This is a genomic window from Polaribacter litoreus (genome assembly GCF_054584775.1).
In genome coordinates, this window is the sequence record NZ_JBTLRD010000004.1 from 207,664 (window position 1) to 228,366 (window position 20,703).

At 30.7% G+C, this 20,703-nt stretch carries 15 protein-coding genes; 9 read left to right on the plus strand and 6 right to left on the minus strand.

All coding sequences use genetic code 11. From position 1 onward, the window contains the following. Positions 1–6: 6 nt before the first annotated feature. The 8 genes from ACW9UN_RS04645 (at position 7) to ACW9UN_RS04680 (ending at position 11,314) form a co-directional block, all read left to right on the plus strand. On the plus strand, positions 7–1,485 hold the full coding sequence (locus ACW9UN_RS04645) for a RagB/SusD family nutrient uptake outer membrane protein (protein ID WP_459484319.1): 1,479 nt from the start codon (positions 7–9) through the stop codon (positions 1,483–1,485). A gap of 11 nt (positions 1,486–1,496) precedes the next feature. After that, complete coding sequence (locus ACW9UN_RS04650) at positions 1,497–3,224, plus strand: SusE domain-containing protein (RefSeq protein WP_459484322.1); 1,728 nt, start codon at positions 1,497–1,499, stop codon at positions 3,222–3,224. Positions 3,225–3,238: 14 nt separating this feature from the next. After that, entirely contained in the window at positions 3,239–4,681 is a 1,443-nt protein-coding gene (locus tag ACW9UN_RS04655; protein WP_459484324.1) for a glycoside hydrolase family 30 protein, read from the plus strand. A gap of 17 nt (positions 4,682–4,698) precedes the next feature. Beyond that, positions 4,699–6,156: a glycoside hydrolase family 30 protein gene (locus ACW9UN_RS04660; protein WP_459484327.1), complete on the plus strand. Its 1,458-nt coding sequence runs from the start codon at positions 4,699–4,701 to the stop codon at positions 6,154–6,156. An 18-nt stretch (positions 6,157–6,174) separates the two neighbouring features. Continuing rightward, complete coding sequence (locus tag ACW9UN_RS04665; protein ID WP_459484329.1) at positions 6,175–7,149, plus strand: T9SS type A sorting domain-containing protein; 975 nt, start codon at positions 6,175–6,177, stop codon at positions 7,147–7,149. A 10-nt stretch (positions 7,150–7,159) separates the two neighbouring features. Continuing rightward, positions 7,160–9,268, plus strand: a complete 2,109-nt coding sequence (locus tag ACW9UN_RS04670) for a DUF8693 domain-containing protein (protein WP_459484332.1) — start codon at positions 7,160–7,162, stop codon at positions 9,266–9,268. A gap of 25 nt (positions 9,269–9,293) precedes the next feature. Beyond that, complete coding sequence (locus ACW9UN_RS04675) at positions 9,294–9,476, plus strand: hypothetical protein (RefSeq protein WP_459484335.1); 183 nt, start codon at positions 9,294–9,296, stop codon at positions 9,474–9,476. A gap of 185 nt (positions 9,477–9,661) precedes the next feature. Continuing rightward, positions 9,662–11,314 (plus strand): sodium/sugar symporter, encoded by a 1,653-nt coding sequence (locus ACW9UN_RS04680; protein WP_459484336.1) that lies wholly within the window; start codon positions 9,662–9,664, stop codon positions 11,312–11,314. 284 nt (positions 11,315–11,598) lie between these two features. Here the strand turns inward: ACW9UN_RS04680 and ACW9UN_RS04685 are convergent, their stop codons facing one another. The 4 genes from ACW9UN_RS04685 to ACW9UN_RS04700 all read right to left on the minus strand — a co-directional run bounded on the left by ACW9UN_RS04685 (position 11,599) and on the right by ACW9UN_RS04700 (position 16,064). Then, the gene (locus ACW9UN_RS04685) at positions 11,599–12,111 is read right to left on the minus strand and encodes a gamma carbonic anhydrase family protein (protein WP_459484338.1); all 513 of its coding nucleotides are present in this window, start codon (positions 12,109–12,111) and stop codon (positions 11,599–11,601) included. A gap of 139 nt (positions 12,112–12,250) precedes the next feature. Then, positions 12,251–12,982 (minus strand): LytR/AlgR family response regulator transcription factor, encoded by a 732-nt coding sequence (locus ACW9UN_RS04690; protein ID WP_459484341.1) that lies wholly within the window; start codon positions 12,980–12,982, stop codon positions 12,251–12,253. Between the two features lie 175 nt (positions 12,983–13,157). Beyond that, positions 13,158–15,347 carry a sensor histidine kinase gene (locus tag ACW9UN_RS04695; RefSeq protein ID WP_459484343.1) on the minus strand — a complete coding sequence of 730 codons (2,190 nt, stop codon included), beginning with the start codon at positions 15,345–15,347 and terminating at the stop codon, positions 13,158–13,160. Next, on the minus strand, positions 15,348–16,064 hold the full coding sequence (locus ACW9UN_RS04700) for a carboxypeptidase-like regulatory domain-containing protein (protein ID WP_459484345.1): 717 nt from the start codon (positions 16,062–16,064) through the stop codon (positions 15,348–15,350). It lies immediately after the preceding gene. A gap of 243 nt (positions 16,065–16,307) precedes the next feature. On the opposite strand from ACW9UN_RS04700, the gene ACW9UN_RS04705 reads away from it, so the two are divergent. Beyond that, entirely contained in the window at positions 16,308–17,438 is a 1,131-nt protein-coding gene (locus ACW9UN_RS04705) for a vWA domain-containing protein (protein ID WP_459484347.1), read from the plus strand. Between the two features lie 136 nt (positions 17,439–17,574). Here ACW9UN_RS04705 and araA read toward each other — a convergent pair whose 3' ends face one another. Together araA and ACW9UN_RS04715 are read right to left on the minus strand one after the other, a co-directional pair. Then, entirely contained in the window at positions 17,575–19,080 is a 1,506-nt protein-coding gene (gene araA, locus ACW9UN_RS04710; protein WP_459484350.1) for an L-arabinose isomerase, read from the minus strand. Positions 19,081–19,114: 34 nt separating this feature from the next. Then, entirely contained in the window at positions 19,115–20,680 is a 1,566-nt protein-coding gene (locus ACW9UN_RS04715) for a solute:sodium symporter family transporter (RefSeq protein ID WP_459484352.1), read from the minus strand. Positions 20,681–20,703: the final 23 nt, after the last annotated feature.

Below are 20,703 nucleotides of genomic sequence, written 5' to 3' on the forward strand. Positions count from 1 at the left end.
ACAAATATGAAAAAATATAAAATTACAATACTCGTATTATTTCAAATCTTATTTCTTTCTTCTTGTGAAGAGTTTTTAGATTTAAAACCTATTTCTGAGGAAACAAGTGGAAATGCTTATGAAACAAGAAACCAAATAGAAGCTGCTTTAGTGGGTGCTTACGAATCTTTTCAGTCATCAGAATACTATGTTTGGGACAATATTTTATTTCAAGATGTAAGATCTGATAATAATTATGCAGGAGGAGATAATCCAGAAATATTTCAAATAGATTTATTAGAGATTACACCAACACATTCCAGACTTTTTACACATTGGTCTAACATATACAATGCCATTTCTAAAGCAAATTTAGTTTTAGAAAGAGTTGATGCAATTACAGATCCAACTTTAACAGATGAAAGAAGAAATCAAATAAAAGGTGAGGCACTATTTTTAAGAGCATACCATTATTTTACCTTGGTAAAATTATGGGGTGGTGTTCCTTTAATTACCAATACAATTGTATCTGTAAATGCAGAAGATGTAAATATTCCAAGAGCATCAATAGATGAAGTTTACAACCAAATTATTCAAGATTTAGAATTGGCTGCTAGTTTTTTGCCTGATACTTATGGTAATGACGCAAGCATAAATAAAGCAAGAGCAACATCTGGTGCAGCAAATGCTTTAGCTGCAAAAGCAGAAATGCAAAGAACCAATACAGATTATACAAAAGTTTTAAATTATATCAATTTAGTAGAACAAAGTCAAGCAAACTACACTTTAATAGAATACAGTCAATTATTTGATGGTAACAATTATAATAATGCAGAATCTATTATAGAAGTACAATATTTAGGTGGAAATGAAGGTAATTTTGGACCACAATTATTATTACCTCCATCAATTTCTGGTGATGCTTGGAGAAAATTTGTAACACCTTCTGTAGATGTTGTAAATGCTTTTGATGATGAAGGTGATGTTATTCGAAAAAATGCATCAATTTTATTTGAAAGTGTTAATTGGGTTGATGAATATTGGGGAAATAGTTCTGGCACTTCAATTCCTTTTGGATATAAGTGGAAAAATGCAAACGGATTTGCAAGTGCAGATAGGCAATACTTATTAAGATATGGAGATATTGTTTTATTAAAAGCAGAGGCACTTAATGAATTAGGACAAACTGCAAATGCAGTAGCAGAAGTTAATAAAATAAGAAATAGAGTTTCTTTGCCCAACTTAACACAAGCACAACAATCATCACAAGAAATTTTAAGAAACACTATTTTAAAAGAAAGAAGGTTAGAGTTGTTTTTAGAAGGGCATAGATGGGACGATTTGGTTAGAAATAATCAATTGATTTCAACAATGAATAGTTTAGTAGAGATTGATTTAAGAACAGGCAATGCAGTAAACTACCCAATTACGGAAGCTAAAAAATTATTGCCAATTCCACAACAAGAATTGGATAGAAACCCAGCATTAGTTCAAAATCCATTATAAAATTAAGAAATATGAAACAGTTTTATAAATTCACATTAGTATTGATTATTGCCTCTTTTTTCACAATATCTTGTGAAGAAGAGTCAAATTTAGCACCAGAAGGATTGTGGGAATTAAGCAATCCAGTAATAGAACTTCCTAAAAATGAAGAGCGTTTTATTTTAGACCAAATTACACCAAATGAAACCATTACGTTTAGTTGGCAAGCAGCTACATCTTCTGAAGGTTTTGGAGTTACGTATAAAGTTTCCATCCACGAAACCACAGATTCAGATTTAACGAATCCTTTATATGAATTTGCTTCTGGAAATGGAGGCAAAGAATTAGCAGCAACTATTTCATATCAAAAAATAGATGAAATATTATCTTTTGCAGGTTATCCATCAAATGAAAATGCAACGATAACTTGGGCAGTAAAAGCTGAAAGTTTAAGCAAATCATCAATTACATCTAACACAATAACAGTAAAAAGATTTGAAGATGAAATAATTCCAAATCGCTTATTTATTTCTGGTGAAGCAACAGAAGATAATGGTATTCTTGCAGATGCCATTCAATTAAAAAGATTGAATGATTCTGATGGTAATTTATCAAATATTTACGAAGTATTTACCAGTTTAAAAGCTGGACAAACTTATCAGTTTTACAGTGAAAACGCTTTGCCTAGTTTGCAATATGGAGGAGAAAATGGGATTTTAGAAAAATCAGGAGCTGCAATTATTGCTGATGAAGATGGGCAATACAGAATAAAGGTAGATTTAGACGCTAACACTTATGAACTCTTTAAAATAGATTTTTTTAGTATGGTTGGGAGTCCTATAAACGGAGGTTGGAATGGAGATGAGTCTTTAAATTATCAAGGAAATGGAGTTTGGCAAAACTCGATAGATTTAGTAGGTACAGGAGGTTTTGTTTTTAGACCAAATGGAGATTGGGGCTACTTAATGAAAAGAGTAGTTGGTACTCAAAATACTTTAATTTTTGAGAATGACGCTACTAATCAAGGAGTAACTTTTGAAGATATTCCCTCCAATGAAGTTGGGTTGTTTATTGTTACGCTTAATTTAAACGCAGAAGGATATTTCTATACATTAGAAAAAGACAATACAATTATTAACCCTATTCAAGCACCAAATACGCTCTTTCTTTTTGAAAATGGGAATATAATAAAAGAATTCACCAAAAATGGCGATATTTTTGAGTTAGATGAATATATACCAATGCAATCTTCTGCAAATTATACCTTAAATTCTTCAGCAGATGGTTCAGGAGAAAGTTATTCTGTAGCTTCTAGTTTAGCAAATACAAATACACCAGATGGAGATAAAGTTTCTGATGATGTACTTCTTTTAGGAAATAACACAAATTCATTCACAGTAACTTCAGACCGAGCTTTAAAATTGAATTTCGATTTTAATGCAGCAAAACTTACTTGGACGTATTATAATTTAAAACTATTCCATTGGAATATTTGGGACGATAGAGATGAATTTCCTATGACTTACGAGCATCCAAACACATATAAAATTACCACGAACTTAATATCTAATTATGATATGAAATTTATTAGCCCTTGGGATTTAGATTTTGGATCAGATACACCAAGTAATTTAGATGGAAATTTAATAAATGGAGGTGGTTCTAATATTGTAAACATTTCAGAAGATGCGTCTTATGAGGTTACAATTGTGTTAAATAATAATTATACAGAAGGTACATACCAATTTGTAAAACAATAAAATATTTTTTAAAAATGAAGATTTTAAATATCAAAAATAAAATGATTTTTAGCCTTATTTTTCCAATGATAATTCTATTATTTCAATCTTGTGAAGAAAAGGCATTGCCCACATTTCCTCCACCAGAGGTAGAAAGTGTTGCTGTAGATTTCTATTTAACAACTCCAGATAAAACAAGTTTGGTGGCGTTACAAGACAATGGTATTTTTCCAATGACGGATAATACTAATTTCACAATTAATGTATCAGAAAATGATACTTACCAAACTATGGATGGTTTTGGATATTCTTTAACAGGAGGAAGCGCATCATTGATAAATTCAATGTCTTCTTCAGCAAAAAGTGCTTTATTACAAGACTTATTTTCTTTAGAAAATGGTATTGGAGTTAGTTATTTAAGAATAAGTATTGGTGCTTCAGATTTAGATGCCAACGTTTTTTCTTATAGTGATCTTCCTGCAGGACAAACTGATGTGAATTTAACCAACTTTTCAATTGCTCCAGATAAAGCAAATTTAATTCCTGTTTTAAAAGAGATTTTGGCCATCAACCCTAATATAAAAATTTTAGGAACACCTTGGTCTGCACCTATTTGGATGAAAACAAATGGCAACTCAATTGGAGGAAAATTACAACCTCAATATTATGCAACTTATGCTAATTATTTTGCAAAATATATTAAAGAAATGCAAGACGAAGGTATTGTTATTGATGCTATTACCATTCAGAATGAACCAGAAAACCCATACAATAATCCAAGTATGTTAATGGAGGCTAATGAGCAAAAAGATTTTATTACAAATCATTTAGGTCCATTATTTTCAACCGAAAATATTACTACAAAAATTATTCTTTTCGACCATAATTTAGATAACCCTAATTATCCTATTTCAATAATGAATGATCCTCAAGCTAAACAATATGTTGCTGGTTCTGCTTTTCATTTATATGCAGGAAATATAGAAAATATGAGTGTTGTGCATAATGCGCATCCAGATAAAGGAGTCTATTTTACAGAACAATGGATAGAAGCTCCTGGCGATTTTCCTTCAGATATTCGTTGGCATTTTAGAGAATTAATTATTGGAGCATCTAGAAATTGGAGTAAAGTTGTTTTACAATGGAATTTAGCAGCAGATCCTGATAACAGACCTTACACAGATGGTGGTTGTACTAAATGTTTAGGAGCTATTACTATTGATGGTAGCAATGTAACCAATAATTCATCCTACTATATTATTGCACATGCCGCTAAATTTGTACCTCAAGGTTCAGTAAGAATAGGGAGTAATTCTTCTTTAGATTTACCAAATGTAGCTTTTAAAACTCCAGATGATAAAATTGTTGTCATCGTTTTAAATAATACAGATATTCAAAAATCTTTTAATATAAATGTAACTCAAGAACCAATTTCTATGGTCTTGCCAGCAGGCGCTGTAGCAACATTAGTCTGGTAAAATAAAAACCTTTTTTTATGAAAAAAACAACAATTTTTATTGTGTGTATCGTATTTCTTATGTCTTGTTTTGGCACAAAAAAAGAAATACTAATACCTGAAAAAGAAGAATTTAAACCAAAAAATCTTGCAGTTTATACCACAGCAGAAAACACGGATTTAAAAATTTCCTTAACAGAAAAAAAAGTTTTTAAAGAGGCTAAGCAACCTTTAGAAACTGAAATTGCAATATTGGTAAATCCTGAAAAAAAATTCCAATCTTTTTTAGGAATTGGAGGTGCTATAACAGATGCTTCTGCAGAGGTTTTTGCAAAACTTCCTAAAAACAAACAAGAAGAATTATTAAACGCTTATTATGGCGAAACTGGTATTAATTACAATATCATCAGAACAAGTATCCATAGTTGCGATTTTAGCTCAGAAAGCCATACGTATGTTAAAGATAACGATGCTGAATTAAAAAGTTTTTCTATTGTTAGAGATTTAAGATATCGAATTCCGATGATTAAAAAAGCACAAAAAATTATTGGTGATGATTTGGTTTTTTACGCAAGCCCTTGGAGTCCGCCAGCTTTTATGAAATCTAATAAAAGCATGCTGCAAGGTGGTAAACTCTTGCCAGAGTATTATCAACCTTGGGCTAATTATTTTGTGAAGTTTATACAGGCTTATGAAAAAGAAGGAATTCCAGTTTGGGGGGTTACAATTCAAAACGAACCTATGGCTAAACAACGCTGGGAATCATGTATTTACACAGCTGATGAAGAAAAAGATTTTTTAAAAAATTATTTAGGACCAACCTTTGAAAAGGCAGGTTTTAAAGATAAGAATATTGTGGTTTGGGATCATAACAGAGATTTAATTTCTCATAGGGCTAATACCATTTTTGATGATCCAGAAGCTTCTAAATATGCATGGGGAATTGGTTATCATTGGTATGAAACTTGGACAGGAGGTAAACCTAAATATGATAATTTAAAAAGTATAAAAGAGTCATATCCAGATAAAAATTTACTTTTTACAGAAGGTTGTCAAGAGGCTTTTGATGAAAATCATTATTACAGATGGTCTAATGCAGAGCGTTATGGAAACTCAATGATTAATGATTTTAATAGTGGTACTGTTGGCTGGACAGACTGGAATATTTTATTAGATGAAACAGGTGGACCTAACCATGTTAATAATTTATGTTTTGCACCAATACATGCAGATCTAAGAACCAAAGAACTCATTTACACACCATCATATTTTTATATTGGCCATTTTTCTAAATTTATCAAACCAAATGCAAAAAGAGTAAGTACTACCACTATGAGAAGTACTTTAGAAGCTACAAGTTTTCAAAATTTAGACGGCAAAATTACTACAGTGGTATTGAATAAAACTGATGAAGCAATTCATTATAAAATCATCGTAAATAATAGCGAAGTTCATTTGACGATTCCTCAACACGCAATACAATCATTAATTTATTAATCAATTAAACATAAAAACATGGAAAATAATTACATTTTAAAAGCTCTTTTAATATTTTTTATATCTAGCACTGGGCTTTTTTGCCAAGTAAATGTTACACTAAAAGTTGATATGTCTGGAGTAACAATAAACCCTGAAGGAATTCATGTTGTAGGCTCTATTAATAACTGGAATACTACTAGTACACCCTTAACTCAAGAAGGTTCTTCTGATATTTACTCTACAAAAATTCAGTTAGATGCTGGATGGCACGAATATAAATTTTTAAACGGAAATTCTTGGGGTACTGAAGAAAATGCAGGATATCCTTGTGCTCCTTCTAACGGAAATAGATTTTTGTACATTAATGATTCTGGTGTTGATGTTGTATTAGAGGTTGTCCCTTTTAATGGATGTAATGCAGACGGAACAGGTTTTTCTTTAACGCTTAATGTTGATATGACATCAGAAATTTTAAGTTCAGATGGTGTTCGGATAGCAGGTTGGTTTAACGGATGGAATGGTGATAATTTTATAATGCCAAATATTGATAACAATATACATAGTGCAACGTTAAGATTACCAACCCCAACAGATTATCCAATTAGCTTTGAATATAAATATATAAATGGTAGCGATTGGGAAACTCCAGATGAAAGTTGTGCTACAGTGGTAAATACAAATAGAACAGAAACAATTGCAAGTTCTGGTAAAAATATTTTTAATGTTTTTAACGGTTGTAATTATACCTTGAGTGTCAAGAATAATTTATTACAAAAAATTGGTATTTATTATCAAAAAGATCACGGAATTAAAATCATAACACCAGGTAATCTTACCAATTTTGAGGTGCAAATTTTTGATATTTCTGGAAGGCAGGTTTCAAAAAATAATTTTGTAAATATTCAAAGCAATGATCAATTTATAAAAATCACATCGCTTAACCAGGGTATTTACTATGTTCAATTAAAAAATAATGAAGCTACGGTCTCAAAAAAAATGTTAATCAAATAAATTTCAAACTATGAAAACAAAACAATTTTTTACACGCAGCATAATAGTTAGTTTATTTCTTATAGCTACTAATGGTTTAAGTGCTCAAATTATTGCAGATGGAACCTATCAGATTTACTCAGATGTTCATCAAGAAGCTATGGTTTCTGCTACAACAGGAGATTTTGACGTTTCTATGACAACTCCTGATTTTTCGGATAATAATCAATTATGGAATTTCACACATCAAGGAGGTAATATATACAAAATCTCTAATGTTGCCTCAGGTTCTTTTATAGGTATAAAGGATGGCTGGTGTGGACAATTTGGAGATGTACAAGCAAGGTATGCAGTTTCAGACGCTAATGTAGAGTTTCTAGTTTCCGAAGGCAATAACCCAGGAACATATGTTTTGCAAATAGCATTTACAACCTGTAACTTTGGCTCTGTAAATAATCCTGTTAGAGCTTTTGATATTCAAGATGGTGCTTCTGGTGCACAAATACAAACTTTTGATGTAGATTCTAGTGGAGCAAATCAACAATTTAGATTAGTTTCTCATGTATGGAATGGCACTCCAGGTTCTACAGATTGGGCTACAGCTTCAAATTGGACTCCTACAACTCTGCCAACAAGTAGTTCTAACGTAAGAATAACAGGTACAACCAACCAACCAACTATTTCAACTAGTGTTGTTGTTAATGATTTGTCTACAGATATAGGGTCATTTACAGTTTTAAATAAAGATTTAACAATTGAGGGAGATTTTAGCAATTTAGGAATATTTGTTGCAAATTCAGGTAGTTCATTAATTACTAAAAAAGCAGTTACTGGTCAAATTACTTACAACTTGCAAATACCAGATACAAATTGGCATTTGGTTTCATCTCCTGTTGTTGGAGAAACGTATAATGATGCTTGGGTTTTAGATAATGATATAGCTTCAGGAATTACGAATACATCTAATAGAGCGATTTCTACATATGTAAATTCTACAGATTTAGACGGCGATTGGGTTTATTTTCAAGGAGGTGGAGCAGAAACTACATTTGGTAGTGGTACAGGATATTCTATGTTAAGGAATTCTGTTGGTCCATTTGCTTTTATAGGTAATTTGGCTACTGAAACTGTAAATACAACAATTACGCAAACAGAAATTGGCGTTGCAACAGGTATTTTTAATAAGTGGAATTTAGTAGGAAATCCTTTTCCTTCTTACATAAATATTGCTGACTTTTTAACAGCAAATGAGGCAGCACTTACAGACGCAAATGAAGCTGTATATATTTGGAATGGAACAGAATATACTGAGCAAACAACAGGTTATATCCATCCAGGGCAAGCTTTTTTTGTGAATTCAGATGCATTAAGCACTAGTATTAATGTTACAGAAGCTATGTTAAGTCCACAAACAGGAGTTCCTTTTTTAAAGGCAAATAATCCATCAGTAACCGTTTTTGTTGAAAGTGAAAATAATTTAAAATCAACTAAAATTAACTATTTAGAGAATAAAACAAAAGGCCTAGACCCAAGATTTGATGTAGGTTCTTTTACAGGTTCTTCTAACAGCGTTAAGGGTTCTTTAGATATTTTTACACAATTGTTAGAATCTAATGAAGGAGTAAATTTTATGCGTCAAACATTACCAAATAAAGATTTAGAAACTATGGTCGTTCCTTTAGTTTTAAGAGCGGACGTAGGTAAAGAAATTAAATTTACTGTAAATGCACAAAATTTACCTACTGGAATTAAAGTTTACTTAGAAGATAGGCTAGAAAATAAATTTATTAGTTTAGAAGAAGCTGGTAAAGCTTATGCAGTTACATTAAATAATGCATCTAATAGTTCTGGCCGTTTTTATGTTCATACAACTTCTAAAGCGTCATTAAGTATAAATAGAGAAACTTTAAGTAATGTTTCGCTCTATAAAATAAATAACTCAACATTAAGAATTGTAGGTTTAACTAAAGGTAAAACAAATCTTAAATTATTCAATTTTCTTGGTAAAGAAGTTTTAAGTACTTCTTTTAAATCCTCGGGAATTGAAGAGGTTAATTTACCAAATTTATCAAAAGGGGTGTATTTTGTAAAATTAGAAACTGAAACTAGTAAATTCAATAAGAAATTCATTTTAGAATAATTAACGAGAATTTAAAATATACATTATGAAAAAAAATATAGAAAACACTGTAAAAGAAACTAAAGGTATTTCTCGTAAAGACGCTATTAAAAAAATAGGAAATTATGGTAAATATGTAGCATTAACAGCTTTAGGTACTTATATGATATTAAATCCTCAAAAGGCACAAGCATCAAGTGTTCCTGTAAACCCAGGAACTGGTTTTTAGAATTTAACAATATTGTACCAATAATATTTCAAAAAAAAATTCAAGCCGAGAATAATTATTACATATTCTTAATAAAAAATCTACGAAAGTGTAGTTTGTATAAGATATTACAATATTATAATTAGTACCACCATTTTAAGAATAAAAGTAAAAGATAAAACTCATAAATCTTAGTCAAAAACACCATGACATCAAGTTTCGAAATTTTAGATTACATTATTTTTATACTATACGCCATCTTAATTTTAGGAGTAGGTTTATGGGTTTCAAGAGATATAAAAGGATATCAAAAAAATGCAGAAGATTACTTTTTAGCCAGTAAATCTTTACCTTGGTGGGCTATTGGGGCATCCTTAATTGCTGCCAATATCTCAGCTGAGCAATTTATAGGAATGTCTGGTTCAGGTTTTGCATCAGGTTTGGCGATTGCTTCTTATGAGTGGATGGCTGCCATCACTTTAATCATTGTAGGAAAATATTTCTTACCCATTTTTATTGAAAAAGGATTATACACAATCCCAGAGTTTGTAGAAAAAAGATACTCTACAAACTTAAAAACAATTCTAGCGGTTTTCTGGATAGCTTTGTATGTATTTGTAAACCTAACCACTGTTTTATATTTAGGTTCCCTTGCTTTAGAAACTATTATGGGGGTGCCAATGCTATATGGTGTTGTTGGCTTAGCGCTTTTTGCAGCGGCTTACTCTCTGTATGGAGGTCTCTCAGCTGTTGCTTGGACAGATGTAATTCAAGTAGTGTTTCTTGTTATTGGTGGTTTGGTAACAACCTATTTAGCCTTAAATACAGTTTCTGATGGAGAAGGAGTGTTTGCAGGATTAGTAACCATTTATGAAGCCGTTCCAGAACGTTTTGCTATGATTTTAGATGAATCGAATCCTGAATATAAAAACTTACCTGGTATTGCAGTACTTGTTGGAGGAATGTGGGTGGCCAATTTGTATTACTGGGGATTTAACCAATATATCATCCAAAGAACTTTAGCTGCAAAATCGTTAAAAGAAGCACAAAAAGGGATTCTATTTGCTGCTTTCTTAAAGTTAGTAATTCCGTTAATTGTCGTAATTCCGGGAATTGCTGCCTATGTAATGGTAAATGATCCTGAAATTATGGCAAGATTGGGGATGGCTGGTTTAGAAAACTTACCTAGTGCAGAACAGGCAGATAAAGCCTATCCTTGGTTATTACAATTTCTACCAACAGGATTAAAAGGTGTGGCGTTTGCAGCTTTAGCAGCAGCGATTGTATCTTCTCTAGCTTCGATGTTAAACTCAACCTCTACCATTTTTACGATGGATATTTATAAACAATACATCAATAAAAATGCATCTGATAAGGCTACTGTAAATATGGGTAGAATTTCAGCGGGAGTTGCTTTGATAATTGCTTGTATTATGGCTCCATTATTAGGGAATCTCGATCAAGCTTTTCAATTTATTCAAGAATATACAGGAGTGGTAAGTCCAGGTATTTTGGCGGTATTTATATTAGGGTTATTTTGGAAAAAAACAACCAACAAAGGTGCAATCTTTGGTGCATTGGTTTCAATACCAATTGCGATGTATTTTAAAGTGGCACCAAAAGGATGGTCTTCAAGTTCATTTTTTGTAGATGTTCCGTTTATGGATCAAATGGGATATACTGTTGTATTAACAATAATTATGATTGCAGGGTATAGTTATATTCAACATAAAGGGGCTGATGATAAAAAAGGAATAGATATTTCTAAAGAATTATTTAAAACAAGTCCGTTGTTCAATATTGGTTCCTTTGCTGTAATGCTGATTTTAGTTGTTTTATATAGCCTCTTTTGGAATTAAATAATCGTTACAATTAATCGTAATAGTTTTTAATTTAGATAAAGGAATTATTTACTGCATTTTTTTTAAGAAATATTGGAGGTAACAATAAGCTATTTGAAAGTAATTTAATTTATTATGGATTGAAAAAAATATTAGGATGTAAACGCAGTGACCATCTTAAAGCTAATTAGTTTCACTCCAGTCAATTAAAAATTATTATATATTTTTTACAAATAAATAGTATAAATCAGAGTACATAAATAATTCAGTACACAATTTTAACGAATCCAGAAAGGGTAGAATTACTTAAACCAACTCGAATATTTTAAATAATTGTTGGCAATTCTATCTATTTCTCCAGAAATTAATTCTTCTGAAATGTCTTTTACTTTTTTAGCGGGTACACCTGCATAAATACTTCCACTTTCTACTTTTGTGTTTTTGGTAACTACAGCACCTGCTGCAATTATAGAATTCGATTCTACAATACAATCGTCCATAATAATAGCCCCCATACCTACTAAAACATTATCGTGAATTGTACACCCATGCACAATTGCATTGTGCCCAATAGATACATTATTCCCTATTGTTGTTGGCGATTTTTGATAAGTTGCGTGGATTACAGCTCCATCTTGAATGTTAACTTTATTACCGATTTTAATAAAATGTACATCGCCTCTAATTACTGCATTAAACCATATAGAACAATCTGAACCTAAAGAAACTTCACCTAAAATAGTAGCGTTTTCTGCGATATAACAATCTTCTGGTATCTGTGGATGATTTCCTCTTACTGATTTTATGATAGGCATATTCTTTTGTCTTTTAGTTTAGCAGTAAATGTAAAAATTTAAAAAACACCTGAATAGAAATTTGATAAAAAATCAAATTAATTCCAATAATTTTCAATCTACTTTCTCTTCTCTTTGGGAAGAATAAGAAGGGCTTTTTTTATTTAAAATAAGATAATAAATTACTTTTTTGCGAAGCAGAAACCAAAATTTCTTTTCCATTAGAAACAATTACACTTCCTCCTTTTCCTTTTTTGTATTTGGTAATTGCGTTTACATTTACCAAATACGATTTATGAATTCTAGCAAACGTGTATTCTGTTAAAGCTTCTTCAAAATATTTTAACGTTTTGCTCACTAATTTTTTAGAATTTGCCAAATGAATTTCTGTATAATTATCATCGGCTTTGCAAAAAACAATGTCATCAATATTTAAAACTTCAAAACCATCTTGGTGCGGAATAGTTATTTTACCTTCTGCAGATTTTGTTTTTGGCGCCAATATTTGATGCTGTAATTCATTTTCTTTTTCTTTAATTTCTGATACAATATTTACAGCTTTAATCAACTCATCAATAGAAATTGGTTTTAACAAATAATAACTTGCATGGTTGTTTAACGCCTCTATTGCATAATGATCGTAAGCCGTTACAAAAACCGTTTCAAAAGTTCTGTTTTCTACTTTTTCTAACAAATCAAACGCGTTGCCAAAAGGCATTTCTACATCTAAAAACACCAAATCTAATTCGTGTTTTTGTATTAATTGATACGCTTCATCAATATTTTCGGCTTCGCCCAATAAAGTAACATTTGGGCAATATTTACCTAAATAGTTGCGCAAAATTTCTCTACTAATTTGTTCGTCTTCTACTATTATGGCTTTTAATTTCATCGTTTTTTTTATTACACTGAGATTCACAGAGTTTTTTCCAAAGAGCTTTCTCAGAATTTTCAATTTATATTTTCCTCAATGTTTTTAAAGGTTGTTACCAGTACATTTTCTTTTCGTAATTTGAAAAAATGCTTTGTGGAACTCAGCGTTTTCTCTGCGAAACTCTGTGAAATAACTATTTCTTTTTTAAAAACAACTCAACTTTTGTTCCTTCTCCATTTGCTAAAGCATCAGTAACATTTACAGCAATGCGTTCTTTGTACATATTATTTAAAATGGCAATTCTATTTTTTATGGTACTCATTCCTTTAGACTTTTGTTTCAGTTGATTTTTCGTCTTAATTTCTTGCGATTTTTTTCGTCCAATTCCATCATCAACAATAGAAATTACAACAGTGTCATCATCTTTTTTTTGAATAGAAATTTCTAAATTCCCTTTCTCTTTTTTATAACGTAATCCGTGCCAAATTGCGTTTTCTATATAAGGCTGTAATAACATTGGCGGAATTGAAAATTGTTCTAAATCAATAGTTTCATCAACAGAAATTTTATAATCAAACTTGTCTTTAAAACGATTGTGTTCTAATTTTACATACAATTCTAGCAACTCAATTTCTTTATTTAAAGAAATAAAATCTTCATCAGAATTTTCTAAAACCGAACGCATTAAAACAGAAAACTCACTTAAATAACGGTTTGCGTTTCGTTCGTCATTTACAGCAATAAAACTGTTTACAGAGTTTAGTGCGTTAAAAATAAAATGCGGATTCATTTGCGATCGCATCGATTTTAAGGCCAATAAATTGTTGGCTAATTTTTGTTGTTTGTTTGTTCTAAACATAAAATAAGCTAGTAAACTCATCAACAGAAAACCACCAATTAAAGAGTAAATAATTAAACGTTGTCTTCGATTACTTTCTTCTGATAATTTTTGATCTATATAAGCTAAACTGATTTTACTTTGTGCCAATTCTTTGTCTTTTTCTAAGCTTGCAATTCGATTTTGATTGTCTGCAATGTTTTTAGAAAACCTTTTGGCTCTTTGAATTTCTTGTTCTTTTCTAACATACAAAGAATCTACCAAAGCCACATATTCTTTATAATTTTTAAGCGCTTTTTCGTTATCACCTAAACTAGCAAAAACCTCAGAAATTTTTCTTGTGGCATCTTTAGCAACTACAATATCTTTCTTTTCTTTTGCATCATTTATACTCTTTTCTAAAAACGGAATTGCACTTTGGTAATCTTCTTTTAAAATGTAAGCATTCCCAATTTTATAACTAATTTTTTGCGGGGTAATTGAATCTTTTTCATTCAATAATATTCTAGCAGAATTACTTTCTGCCTTCTGTAAACTCTTTTTTCGGATGGCAATTTCTTCATCAAAACGTTGATTAGAATTGTAAAAATCGGCCACTTTCTCTTCTTCTTCTAAAGCTCTTTCTGGGTTTTCTTTTTTAGCAAAATTTAAAGAATTTTTAAATTGATTTTCAGCTTCATTAATTTTTCCTTGTGCTGCCAAAACATCTGCTATTTTAGAACTTATATCTGTAATTTTAGGTGATACCGAATTCTCTTTGGAAATTTGTAAGGCTTTTTGATAATTATCGTTAGCTATATCCCATTTTTTTTGAGCAAAATTTACATCACCTAAACCTTCAAAAACCTGAATTTCTTCGTACTTACTCAGTCTTTCTTTTAATAATTCTTGATATGATTGTTGACTATCTGCATACTTTTTTTGTAAAAACTGCGCATTAGCCAAAGCCAATTTAGTGGCTAAATCTTCTTTAATTTGATGCGATAATTTGTAGTTATACACAGCCAAATCGTACTGTTTCCAGTACAGATACACATCTGCAAGCAGTTTGTATGTAGCTGCATTTCTTTGTTTATTTTGCTTATTTTCTAAGGCTTTTTCTATAAAAGACAAACTTTTTTCGATGTCTTTTTCTTTGTAAAACTTCACAGAATCTAAATGCTGCAAATACAAATCTTGACTTCTAGTTTTACTTAAATATTTTGAATTTCCATTTCTACTATTTCCAGAATTTTCAACTAAAATCTTAATATCTTCACTCGATTTTAATCGGTAATAAATCGTTTCAAAATCTGGGTGTGATACTCTAAGTTCATCACCAACTTTGGCTTTTACAATATACCTGCCACTTATATCTGGGTAACTGTAGGTAATACCATTTACAGAAACTTCAGCATTTTTTACTTTCTCATTAGTACTATCATCAACAATTGTAATTCTTACAGAAAACAAGACTCCTTTTTGAGTAATAATATTTTCTTGACTGTAAATTGTTGCAAAACTGAACAATAAAAAAGTAAATAATATGTACGTTTTTTTTAACATTTAATATCTTCTGTTTTCCTTTTTTCTAAAAAGGTTTCCAATTCTTTTAAAAATATTTGGTCTTTTTATAGTAACCATTCCAACAGTTACAACTTCTCCTAAAATTTCATTAGCTTCTTCCATTTCAATTATAAGTGGTTTTTTGATTGATAAAATATCAATTTCTTGTGTTTTATACCCCAAATAAGAGATAACTAATATAGTTGACTTTGCCTTTTTATTTGGTATTTTGATGGAAAAATTTCCATCAAAATCGGTTTCTGTACCTAAATTGGTTCCTTTTAACACAATACTTGCTCCAGGTAAAACATCAAAAGCATCTTTCACTTTACCAGTAATGATAATGTCTTTTTGAATGGAATCATTCTCAACAAAAACTTTACCCAATCTAATACTTAATACCTCTACATTTTCTTTTTTGGATTGCCCAAAAACAGGTTCTGAAGCCGAAATTGCAGAAATTAAAGCCAAACCAGCAGCTACTTTCGATACATTATTTTTCTTTAAAATTGCTAACTCTGTATTCAATTGATTGTCTTTAAAACGACCACAAAGATTTTTGTGTTTTCTAACTTTATTGGCCATTTCTGAGTTTGATAAATTTGTGAAATCAATAACTTCTTTACTACAACTTTTACAAAACTTTCCTTTTTCTGTTGGTGTCATTTTGCTCCAATCTTCATGACAAGGTTTTGGTATAGTAATTTGATATTTCATAGTAAATCGATTTAAATTCTTTGTAAACATATACACAAATTAGCATCCAAAAAAATCACTAAAGTGTGTTATAGCCTATAAAAGCAGTCCAAAAAAAAGGTTTACTCATTTTATATTCTTGTTCACTCACTTAAAGAACCACTTTACTCATTCTGGTTTTATTTAGAAAAAAGTTGTCATTAATATTGGATAACATTAAACACCAAACTTTTAATCAAAATATCAATTTTAAAAACATTAATTATGAAATCTCTTGCGTTAAAAGTAACCTCAATTCTATTTGTTTTAGCAACCACTTTGGGTTATGCTAATCATCCATCAGAAAAAGAAAACCTTAAAAAACAAACCATAAAAGTGGCGTTGTTGTTAGATACTAGTAATAGTATGGACGGATTAATAAACCAAGCAAAAGCACAACTTTGGGAAATTGTAAACGAACTTTCTTATGCCAAATACGGAATGCAAAAACCAGATTTAGAAATTGCTTTGTATGAATATGGAAACTCAAATTTACCTCCTAGAGAAGGGTTTATTAGACAAGTTTTACAGTTTAGTAACGATTTAGATGAAATTTCTGAAAAACTATTTTCACTGACCACAAATGGTGGAAATGAGTTTTGCGGACAAGTAATACAAACTTCTTTAAAAGAACTAGATTGGGGCAACAACAAAAACGATTTAAAATTATTATTTATTGCTGGTAACGAACCTTTTACGCAAGGAAAAATTAATTATAAAGATGCAATTACAGATGCTAAAGAAAAGGATGTGGTGATTAATACTATTTTTTGTGGCAATTATTCTAATGGAATTTCTGGAATGTGGAAAGATGGTGCAGATTTAGGTGGTGGAGATTATTTAACCATTAATCAAGATAAAAAAGTAGTGCATATTATTACTCCTTATGATAATGATATTATCATTTTAAACAAAAAACTAAATGCTACTTATGTTTATTTTGGCACTGCTGGATATGCAAAATATTCAAATCAAAAAGAACAAGATATAAATGCTATTGAAATGGATGAAGTTGTTGCTGTAAAAAGAGCCGTAAGTAAAAGTTCTCGATTGTATGAAAATGCCAATTGGGATTTAATTGATGCTGATAAAAAAGGTAAAGTAGATTATAAAACCATAGAAAAGAACAAATTACCAAAATCTTTACAAAACAAATCTGAAGCAGAACTTAAAAATTATGTAAAACAAAAAGCAAAAGAAAGAGCTGAAATTCAAGAAAAAATTAAAGAATTAGATGCAAAAAGGAGAAGTTTTATCGCAAAAAAACAAAAAGAAGGAACTCAAAAAGATGTTCTAAACAATGTTATGATTAAAGCGATAAAGAGACAAGCAAAGTTGAAAAACTACAGTTGGTAGTTTAGTGGTTGGTAGATTTTTTAAAAGATGATTTAAAAAGTAAGTTGAGCCGTAATTTAAGGTACTAAACCAAAAAAGAGATCGTTTTTAGCGAATCTCTTTTTCTTTATAAACCAAATTAACAAACTATACTTATTTAAAAACCTTTGTTTAAAACATAGGCTGCATCATTCCAACGTAATTCTTGCTTAAATCTGTATAAGTCTGTTTTTTCATCAATCAATAAAAACTCAATATCCATAATTTCTGCAAAATCCTCTAAAGATTCAGCAGATATATTTTGACTGTAACATGTATGATGTGCACCACCAGCGTAAATCCAAGCAGCTGCAGCTGTTTGTAAATCAGGTTTTGCATCCCATAAAACTCTTGCTACTGGTAAATTAGGCATTTCTTCTTTTATCTCAACAGCTTCAACTGTATTAACCAACATTCTAAAACGATTGCCCATATCAACCACAGAAGCATTTAAAGCTTTCCCTGCACCTGCATTAAATACCAAACGCACAGGGTCTTCTTTTCCTCCAATTCCTAAAGGATGTATTTCGCAAGAAACATTTCCTTTTGCAATTGATGGACAAATTTCTAGCATATGAGAACCTAAACAGGTTGTGTTTTTTGGGTTAAAATGATAGGTATAATCCTCCATAAAACTATTTCCACCTTCAAGTCCATGTCCCATAACTTTCATAGTGCGCACCAAAGCAGCAGTTTTCCAATCACCTTCGCCTCCAAATCCATAACCAGAAGCCATTAAACGTTGAGTGGCAATGCCAGGTAATTGTTTCATACCATGCAAATCTTCAAAGGTATCTGTAAATGCTGTAAAGCCACCATCTTCTAGAAAAGCACGCATCCCAAGTTCAATTTTAGCAGCATCTCTTAAAGATTGACGCATACTACCTTCAGATTTTATTTTGGCTGCCATTACATAAGTATCTTCATACTCTTGAATAAGTCTATCTATTTGATTATCTGATATTTCATCAATAAAAGCAACTAAATCTCCTATTCCATAACCATTTACTTCATACCCAAATTTTATTTGAGCAGAAACTTTATTTCCATCAGTTACCGCAACTTGACGCATATTGTCTCCAAAACGAGCCACTTTCATTTTTTTACTATCTGCTACAGCACTAGCAACTCTTGTCCAATCAGCTACTTTTTTAATAACGTTTTCATCTTGCCAGTGTCCTGCAACAACTTTTCGATTTAAACGCATTCTTGATGCTATAAACCCAAATTCACGACCACCATGTGCAGATTGATTTAGATTCATAAAATCCATATCAATAGAATTCCAAGGAATATCTCTATTAAATTGTGTATGTAAGTGTAAAAATGGTTTTTGTAGAGCATTTAAACCTGCGATCCACATTTTAGAAGGAGAAAATGTATGCATCCAAGTAATTAAACCAATACAATTTTCATTATTATTAGCCTCTTTGCAAAGGGCATGAATTTCTTCTGCAGTTTTTACTGTTGGTTTAAATACAATATTAACAGGTATTAAAGCATTATTGTTATAGGTTTTTGCTATTTCTTGAGAATGTAGTGCTACCTGCTTTAGAGTTTCAGGGCCATATAAATGTTGACTTCCGGTTACTAACCAAACGTCGTTTTGTTTTAAATTAATCATTATTATTTTGTTTTTAATAAATTTTTAAATTTACTTAGGATAAGTAGATATAAAGTCCGATTACTGCAGCTACTACAGTAAAACCAACAGGTTTTAAATATTCCCAGCTTGTTATATCTACTTGTTTTGTATATTCTTGGACATATGCTGTTTTTCTTGGGAAGAACTTACTCAATACAAACATTATGATTATTGTTATTACAAATAATAACCCCATTAGGTGTAAGAAACTAATATTAGGTTGTATCAAATATAATGTTACTAAATATGTAACAACACTAAATAAAATTGCAATATTTGCGGCTTTACCAGAAACTCTTTTTGAAAATACACCGATTATTATAATCGCTAAAATTGGTACACTATGTGTGCCATTTAACTCTTGTAAATACGTAAAAATACCTCCTTGAACACCATATAATAAAGGAGCTATAGCCATTGAGAATAAAGCTAAGACGATACCAAATATTTTTCCAGCTCTTACTACTTGTTTTTCTGTGGCATTTTTATTTAAATACTCTTTGTAAAAATCTAATCCAAATAAAGTTACAGAGCTGTTTAACGCACTGTTAAAAGAACTTAAAATTGCTCCAAATAAAACAGCTGCAAAAAAACCTATAAATGCTGCTGGAAGCACTTTTTTAACCAACATTGGATAAGCTTCATCAGCATTTGCTAAATCACCATTAAAGATATAGAAAGCAATTATACCAGGTAAAACCACTATAAATGGCCCAAGTATTTTAATAAAAGCTGCTAATAAAAGTCCTTTTTGTCCTTCTTTTAAATTTTTAGCTCCAAGTGCTCTTTGTATAATTGCTTGATTGGTTCCCCAATAATAAAAATTTACAATAATCATACCTGTAAATAGTGTCCAAAAAGGAACATCAGAATCTGCACCTCCAATAATATTAAACTTCTCTGGAAGTTCTGTTGTTAGTGTATTTAAACCCGTGATTACATTTCCATCTCCAATAAACATTAAACCAAAAATAGGAATTAGAGACCCTCCAATAATTAACCCTACAGCATTTATAGAATCTGATACTGCTACAGCTTTTAGTCCGCCAAAAATTGCATATATACTTCCTATTATTCCAATAGACCATACTGTAATCCAAAGTGCACTTTCTGGTCCTACACTTAAAGTTTCAGGAACGTCAAACATTGTATTTATTGCTAATGCACCTGAATATAAAACTGTTGGTAGCATTGATATTGCGTATCCTAACAAGAACAGTAATGAAACAATGGTTTTTGTACTTTTATCATAACGTTTTTCTAAAAACTGAGGAATTGTAGCAATACCACTTTTAAGATATTTAGGTAATAATATAAAAGCTGTAAAAACCATAGCAATAGCAGCAACAACTTCATAAGCCATAATAGGAAGCCCATCTCTAAAAGATACTCCATTCATACCAACTATTTGCTCGGTAGAAAGATTTGTTAATAATAAAGATCCAGCTATTACAGGTCCTGTAAGGCTTCTACCTCCCAGAAAATAACCATCTGAAGAGTTTTCATCTGTTTTTCTTGTAGACCACCAAGCTATTAAAGCTACTAATAACGTAAAACCAGCAAAAGAGATTATTCCCATAATTTATTGATTATTTTAAAAAT

What these genes read in the sequence shown, in the direction of transcription:
- ACW9UN_RS04645 (WP_459484319.1), top strand. Translation starts at nt 7, where the DNA reads ATGAAAAAATATAAAATTACAATACTCGTATTATTTCAAATCTTATTT.
- ACW9UN_RS04650 (WP_459484322.1), top strand. Translation starts at nt 1,497, where the DNA reads ATGAAACAGTTTTATAAATTCACATTAGTATTGATTATTGCCTCTTTT.
- ACW9UN_RS04655 (WP_459484324.1), top strand. Translation starts at nt 3,239, where the DNA reads ATGAAGATTTTAAATATCAAAAATAAAATGATTTTTAGCCTTATTTTT.
- ACW9UN_RS04660 (WP_459484327.1), top strand. Translation starts at nt 4,699, where the DNA reads ATGAAAAAAACAACAATTTTTATTGTGTGTATCGTATTTCTTATGTCT.
- ACW9UN_RS04665 (WP_459484329.1), top strand. Translation starts at nt 6,175, where the DNA reads ATGGAAAATAATTACATTTTAAAAGCTCTTTTAATATTTTTTATATCT.
- ACW9UN_RS04670 (WP_459484332.1), top strand. Translation starts at nt 7,160, where the DNA reads ATGAAAACAAAACAATTTTTTACACGCAGCATAATAGTTAGTTTATTT.
- ACW9UN_RS04675 (WP_459484335.1), top strand. Translation starts at nt 9,294, where the DNA reads ATGAAAAAAAATATAGAAAACACTGTAAAAGAAACTAAAGGTATTTCT.
- ACW9UN_RS04680 (WP_459484336.1), top strand. Translation starts at nt 9,662, where the DNA reads ATGACATCAAGTTTCGAAATTTTAGATTACATTATTTTTATACTATAC.
- ACW9UN_RS04685 (WP_459484338.1), bottom strand. Translation starts at nt 12,111, where the DNA reads ATGCCTATCATAAAATCAGTAAGAGGAAATCATCCACAGATACCAGAA.
- ACW9UN_RS04690 (WP_459484341.1), bottom strand. Translation starts at nt 12,982, where the DNA reads ATGAAATTAAAAGCCATAATAGTAGAAGACGAACAAATTAGTAGAGAA.
- ACW9UN_RS04695 (WP_459484343.1), bottom strand. Translation starts at nt 15,347, where the DNA reads ATGTTAAAAAAAACGTACATATTATTTACTTTTTTATTGTTCAGTTTT.
- ACW9UN_RS04700 (WP_459484345.1), bottom strand. Translation starts at nt 16,064, where the DNA reads ATGAAATATCAAATTACTATACCAAAACCTTGTCATGAAGATTGGAGC.
- ACW9UN_RS04705 (WP_459484347.1), top strand. Translation starts at nt 16,308, where the DNA reads ATGAAATCTCTTGCGTTAAAAGTAACCTCAATTCTATTTGTTTTAGCA.
- araA (WP_459484350.1), bottom strand. Translation starts at nt 19,080, where the DNA reads ATGATTAATTTAAAACAAAACGACGTTTGGTTAGTAACCGGAAGTCAA.
- ACW9UN_RS04715 (WP_459484352.1), bottom strand. Translation starts at nt 20,680, where the DNA reads ATGGGAATAATCTCTTTTGCTGGTTTTACGTTATTAGTAGCTTTAATA.